Below are 6,076 nucleotides of genomic sequence, written 5' to 3'. Positions count from 1 at the left end.
GGAGTGATCCCAGCGTGATATCCGAGTCCGTAAAACAAGACACAGAACAGACGAAGAGGATGAAAAATGAAATCCATGCATAATTTCACGCACGCCGTCAGCCATCAGCGCCATCTCCTGGCAGGCTCCATCGCCCTCGCGATGGCCGCCTTTCCTCTGAGTGCAGCCGCTCAGGACAGCGAGAGCTGCAACCCTGACGGCTGGCCCCATGACACGATCGAGCTCGTCTCGCATGCCTCGGCCGGTGGTGGCACCGACACCACCATGCGCATGTGGATGGATGGCGCCGCCGAGCAGATCGACGAAAACATCACCATCGTCTACAAGCAGGGCGGCGGTGCGCGTGCGGCTCAAGAGTACATGGCGACCCGTGGCGTCGATTGTCACACCATCATGGCGTTGACCCAGACGCACCTCTACACCATCGCGCGTGGCAAGTCGCCGATCGGCATCGACGACATCAGGGGCCTGGTTCGCGCCATGGACGATCCCTCGGTGATCGTGGTACGTGCCGACAGTCCCTACCAGACCTACGAAGAGCTGGTGGCTGCTTCCCAGGAAGAGGCACTGACCTGGGGGGTCGCCCAGGTCGGGGGCACCGAGCATATCGGTATCGAGCGCTGGGCCGAAGTGGCCGAACTCGATGTGCGCGTCGTGCCCTTCGGTAGTGGCGGCGACATGCTCACGGCACTGCGGTCCGGTGCGGTCGATGCCACCCTCGCCAACATCAGTGAGGCTCTTCCGCTGATCCAGGAAGGTGATCTGCACGCCTTGGCACTGCTCGCCGAAGAGCGTGTCGGCGACCTGCCGGATGTGCCGAGCACCTATGAATACGATCACGGCGTGCATGCCTCCACGACCCGCGGCTACTACGTCCACGCCGATACCCCGGACGCGATAGTCGAGCAAATGGAGAGCATGATTCTCGCTGGCATGGCGACTGATCGCTTCCAGGAATACCTGATCAACACTGGTCTCGACCCGGACAGGAACATCGCCGGTGCCGATGTCTGGGATGAGCAGATCAAGGAAGAATATGAGGCAGCCTATGCGGCCATGGACAAGCTTGGTCTGCTCGACGAGTAAACCCAGTTCGTTTATTAAGAGGTAGGTAAACGATGACCAAGAAGCCTGCACACGGTGCCGGCGACGATGCGGGGCAGGGCCCCGCATCCTCTCTCCTTCACCCTCTGGATCTGAAAGTGGCGTTGATCGTTCTGGCGATCTGCGCCTTTCTGTTCTGGCGGACCTTCCTGTTCGACAATGTGCCGGCGTCGCTGGCGCAGAACGTACAGCCTCAGACATTTCCTCAATTGTTGCTGATCGTGATCATCGGGCTGGCGCTGCTGCTGCCCTTCGAGCACCTGCAGAAGCGCGAGCAGGGCATTGATCTGGACAGCGATCGTCGCGATCGCCCTCTGCCCATCGTCTTCGTGACGGGTATTGCCATGCTCATCGTGGTCGGCATCATGCCCATCCTGGGTACCCTGGTGGGATTATTGCTGGCGGCGGCGGGGTTGCCCCTGCTATGGGGTGAACGTCGGCTCAAGCTCCTGATCCCCTATGCACTGCTGTTTCCCACCCTGCTGTACTTGTTGTTCTCCAGCGGCCTGCAGGTGAACTTCCTGCCCGGCGTGGTGGGTAACTGGCTCGGCTAGGCTATGCGGCCCGCTCGACAGCCACATTTCCATGACAATAAATAACTGACTAGCCTGTTTGGGGGTTACCTTGAATATCGATGCAATTCTGCTGGGCCTCGAGATCATCCTGAATCCGGTGAGCATCATGCTCATCCTGGCTTCAGTGCTCCTTGGCGTCCTGGTCGGTGCCCTGCCGGGCCTGAGCTCGACCATGGCGGTCGCGCTGCTGCTGCCCTTCACCATAGGGCTCGATCCCGTCGTGGCCATCGCCATGATGGCGGCACTCTACTGTGCCGGTACTTTCGGCGGGTCGATCACCGCCATCCTCATCAATGCCCCCGGTGCACCACCTGCCGTGGCCACTGCCCTGGATGGCTACCCGCTTGCCCAGCGTGGCGAGGCCGGTCGTGCCCTGGGTGTGGCCGCCATCTCGAGTGTCTCTGGCGGCATCCTGAGCCTGTTTATCTTCATCGTCACGGCGCCCTTGCTGGCCGCGGTGGCCTTGAGTTTCCGGCCACAGGAATACTTCGCCCTGACGCTGTTCGGGCTGTCGATGCTGGCGGCCATCAGCGGCAAGTCGTCACTTCGTAACCTCATCGCCGGCTTCTTCGGTGTCATGGTCAGCATGGTCGGTATCCACCTGGTGACCGGGGTCGAGCGATTCACCTTCGGCACCACGGTACTCTATGATGGTATCGATTTCGTGCCGGTCCTGATCGGTATCTTCGCGATCTCCGAGATGCTCAAGCAGTCCCAGGCCGGCGATGCCGTGTTCGAGCGTATCCGTTCGGTGGCCGTGCGTCTGCCCAGCCGCGATGATCTGCGCCTGATCTGGAAAACCATCCTTCGCTCCACCGGTATCGGCACCATCATCGGCATCCTCCCCGCCGAGGGGACCACGGTGGCGGCGATCATGGGGTACAACGAAGCCAAGCGCTGGTCGAAGCATCCCGAGGAGTTCGGAAAGGGATCCATAGAGGGCATCGCTGGGCCCGAGGCGGCCAACAATGCTGGCACCAGTGGGGCCATGGTGCCTACCCTGGCACTGGGGATTCCCGGCAGCGGCACCACGGCGGTGATTCTCGCTGCTCTGATCATGCATGGCTTCCGTCCGGGGCCCTTCCTGATGCGTGAGACCCCGGAAATCCTCTATGCGATCTTCGTGGCCATGCTGATTGCCAACGTGGCCTTCCTGGTCATCGGTCTGCTAGGTGCCAAGGTCTTCTCCATGATCACCCTGATTCCGCGTACCTTTCTCTGGCCGTCGGTGTTCTGCTTTGCCGTTGTGGGGGCCTTCGCCTACCAGCAGCAGATGTTCGATGTGTGGGTGATGCTGATTGCCGGCTTGATCGGCTATTTCGCCCTCCGGCATGGTTTCGGGCCGGCGCCCTTCGTCATGGGTCTGGTGCTGGGTGAGCTGATCGAGAAGAACTGGTCGCAATCGATGATTATCTTCAACGGTGACTGGACACGCTTCTTCGATAGCGCGGTCGGCAACCTCTTCTTCGCCATGACCGCCCTCAGTCTGGCCAGCCCCTTCATCAAGCCGATGGTCATGCGAGTGATTCGCCGGTTCAGGAGGTCACCGACGTCATGACATTCCTCCATTCATCCATTCATCGCGTCGACAGCGCAACCAATTAGAGAGACGTCACCATGTCGCAGAACTCCCAGGGTACGATCGAGAAGTTCACCCCGGACATCACCTCCAGGCATGGCGAGGGCCTGACCCGCGAGGTCGCCCAGTTCGTGCTGACGACCGACTATGCGTCGCTTCCCGCCGAATTGATCGAGGTGGGCAAGAAATCCATCCTGGATGGTATCGGGCTGGCCCTCTCGGGCTCCGCGGCCGAATCGGGGCATATCGTTCAGCAATACCTCAAGGGCCAGGGCGTGAACGGGAATGCCACGGTGATCGGTACCGACATGCGAGTCCCCGAGCGCTTTGCCGCCTTCGCCAATGGCGTGGGTATCCATGCCGATGACTACGATGACACCCAGTTGGCCTCGGGCCCGGATCGGGTCTACGGCCTGTTGACCCACCCGACAGCGCCCTGCCTGCCGGCGGCCCTGGCGATTGCCGAGACCCAGGACATGACCGGCAAGGACCTGATGCTGGCCTACCACCTGGGGGTGGAGGTCGAGACCAAGGTGGCCGAGGCGATTTCCCCCCGCCATTACCAGCAAGGGTTCCACGCCACCGCCACCTGCGGCACCCTGGCGGCGGCGTCGGCGGTTTCTCGCCTCTATGGCCTCGATGAGGCGACTACCCTGCGTGCCCTGGCGATTGCCGCCAGCCAGTCCGCGGGTCTGCGCGAGAACTTCGGCACCATGACCAAGCCCTTCCATGCCGGTCGCTCTTCCGAGTCCGGGGTGGTCGCGGCGGACTTCGCCCGCGCTGGCTGGACCGCCACCGACAAGATCCTCGAGTCTCCGCGCGGCTTCTTCCAGGCACATGGCGGTGGCTATATGCTCGAGGCGATTTCCGGCAAGCTCGGCAAGCCCTGGACCTTTCTCGACCCGGGCGTCTCCATCAAGCCCAACCCCTCCGGCTCCCTGACCCACCCGGGCATGACCAGGATGCTGGAGCTGATCCTCGAGCACGACATCAAGCCCGAGGAGGTCGAGCGGGTCGACGTGGGCACCAATCACAACATGCCCAATGCCCTGATCCACCATCGTCCCACCAACGAGTTGCAGGCCAAGTTCTCGATGGAGTTCTGCATGGCGATCCTGCTGCTGGAGCGGCGTGGCAGCCTGCCGGAATTCACCGACGAGGTGGTCGAACGTGCCGACGTCAAGGAGATGATCGAGCGGGTCAACTTCCACGTGCATCCGGAGGCCGAGGCCGCCGGCTACGACAAGATGACCACCATCATCGATATACACATGAAGGATGGTCGCACCATTTCCGGGCGCGCGGACTTCGGCAAGGGGAGCCCCGCCAACCCGATGAGCTATGACGAGGTCGCCGACAAGTTCCGTGGTTGCGCCGAGTTCGCCCGCTGGAGCAAGGACAAGACCGAGGCACTCATCGAGGCCGTTCGTGACCTCGAGAACCTGGGTTCGATTCGCGAGCTGACCCGTTTGATGAGCGCCTGATCAGCGGGATTGTCGCCCTGACTCGATATGGCCCGGGGTACTGGCTCCGGGCCATGTCGTTTATACAATGGCGAAAGGAGAGCATGCATGACCTGGAATCTGGAACTCGGCGGGCACACCGCCGTCATCACCGGTGGCACGCGCAATATCGGCCTGGCCATCGCCAAGGGACTTCAGCATCACGGTGCCGCCGTATGCATCGTGGGTGGTAGCGACTCCTCGGCCCTCGGCAGGGCCCTGGCGGAACTGGGCGGGGAGGGGGCCGCTGTCACGGGGCTGCTCGCCTCCGTCGATGACGAGCATGACGTGGCGAGAATCTTCGATCACGCCGAAGCCAGGCTGGGGCCGGTGTCGATCCTCGTCAATGGCGCAGCGAACCGCCCCCATGCCCCGCTGATCGAAATGACTCGTGCCCAGTGGCAGAAGGTGATCGACGTGGTGCTGACGGGGGCCTTTCTGACCTCCCAGCAGTTGTTTCGTCGCTTGCCGGAGGATCGCCGTGGCGCGATCGTTAATCTCGGTGGCCTCGGTGCCCACAGACCCAAGATCGAACGGCCCCATGTGATCGCCGCCAAGTCTGGCCTGGTCGGCCTAACGCGCGCCCTGGCCGAGGAGGGTATCGGTCGCGTACGCGCTAACTGCGTGGTACCGGGCACTATCGAGACCGAGCGCAAGCCGGGACAATCCAATCCCACGGCCAGCGAGCAGGGGGGGGCACGCCCCGTTGGCACCTCCGAGGATGTGGCACGTATGGTACTGCCGCTCGCCGATCCCCACGACAACTATGTCACCGGGCAAACGATCCACGTCAATGGCGGCCGGTACATGCCCTGAGGTAATCAGATGACTGACTCCCTGCAACTCCCCGATTCTGCCAGGCCCGTCGAAGGCTCCATGTTCCCTGGCTTTCATCGCCTGCGCTTGCCGACGTCCAGTGCCGAGATCAACCTGGTGGTCGGTGGCGAAGGGCCGCCACTGCTGCTGTTGCACGGCAATCCCCTGATGCATGTCAGCTGGCACAAGATCGCCCCGCGGCTAGCCAGGGAATATACCGTTATAGCACCTGATTTGCGTGGCTATGGCGACAGCAGTAAACCCGATGGTGGCGAGGACCATTCGGCCTATTCCTTCCGCGCCATGGCCCAGGATCAGGTCGAGGTAATGGAGCGCCTGGGCTTCAGCCGCTACCGGGTCGCCGGCCATGACCGCGGTGGCCGTGTCGGGCATCGGCTGGCGCTGGATCATCCCGATCGTGTCGAGAAGCTCGCCGTGCTCGATATCGTCCCCACCCACCATCTGTTGACCCATATCAGCAAGGGGTGGGCCACCGAGTC

Annotated in this window: 6 protein-coding genes; all 6 read left to right on the top strand. The window is 62.4% G+C overall.

The genetic code is table 11. The annotated features are described in order from the left end of the window. The first annotated feature begins 66 nt into the window (after positions 1-66). Positions 67-1,086: a Bug family tripartite tricarboxylate transporter substrate binding protein gene (locus ACESMD_RS11530; protein ID WP_372613272.1), complete on the top strand. Its 1,020-nt coding sequence runs from the start codon at positions 67-69 to the stop codon at positions 1,084-1,086. A 32-nt stretch (positions 1,087-1,118) separates the two neighbouring features. Next, complete coding sequence (locus ACESMD_RS11525; protein ID WP_372613270.1) at positions 1,119-1,658, top strand: tripartite tricarboxylate transporter TctB family protein; 540 nt, start codon at positions 1,119-1,121, stop codon at positions 1,656-1,658. Positions 1,659-1,728: 70 nt separating this feature from the next. Then, positions 1,729-3,237: a tripartite tricarboxylate transporter permease gene (locus tag ACESMD_RS11520; RefSeq protein ID WP_372613268.1), complete on the top strand. Its 1,509-nt coding sequence runs from the start codon at positions 1,729-1,731 to the stop codon at positions 3,235-3,237. A gap of 59 nt (positions 3,238-3,296) precedes the next feature. Next, complete coding sequence (locus tag ACESMD_RS11515; protein WP_372613266.1) at positions 3,297-4,742, top strand: MmgE/PrpD family protein; 1,446 nt, start codon at positions 3,297-3,299, stop codon at positions 4,740-4,742. Positions 4,743-4,829: 87 nt separating this feature from the next. Then, on the top strand, positions 4,830-5,576 hold the full coding sequence (locus tag ACESMD_RS11510) for an SDR family NAD(P)-dependent oxidoreductase (protein ID WP_372613264.1): 747 nt from the start codon (positions 4,830-4,832) through the stop codon (positions 5,574-5,576). Positions 5,577-5,585: 9 nt separating this feature from the next. Beyond that, a partial coding sequence (locus ACESMD_RS11505; RefSeq protein WP_372613262.1) for an alpha/beta fold hydrolase occupies positions 5,586-6,076 on the top strand: 491 nt, incomplete at its 3' end.

This window comes from Halomonas sp. (genome assembly GCF_041689495.1).
Lineage (GTDB): Bacteria > Pseudomonadota > Gammaproteobacteria > Pseudomonadales > Halomonadaceae > Halomonas.
Note: the sequence above shows the minus strand (reverse complement) of the source record. Positions and strands in the feature narration are given on the sequence as shown.

Bases quoted from the DNA above. Each gene is read 5' to 3' on its own strand.
- ACESMD_RS11530 (WP_372613272.1), top strand. From the start codon at position 67: ATGAAATCCATGCATAATTTCACGCACGCCGTCAGCCATCAGCGCCAT.
- ACESMD_RS11525 (WP_372613270.1), top strand. From the start codon at position 1,119: ATGACCAAGAAGCCTGCACACGGTGCCGGCGACGATGCGGGGCAGGGC.
- ACESMD_RS11515 (WP_372613266.1), top strand. From the start codon at position 3,297: ATGTCGCAGAACTCCCAGGGTACGATCGAGAAGTTCACCCCGGACATC.
- ACESMD_RS11510 (WP_372613264.1), top strand. From the start codon at position 4,830: ATGACCTGGAATCTGGAACTCGGCGGGCACACCGCCGTCATCACCGGT.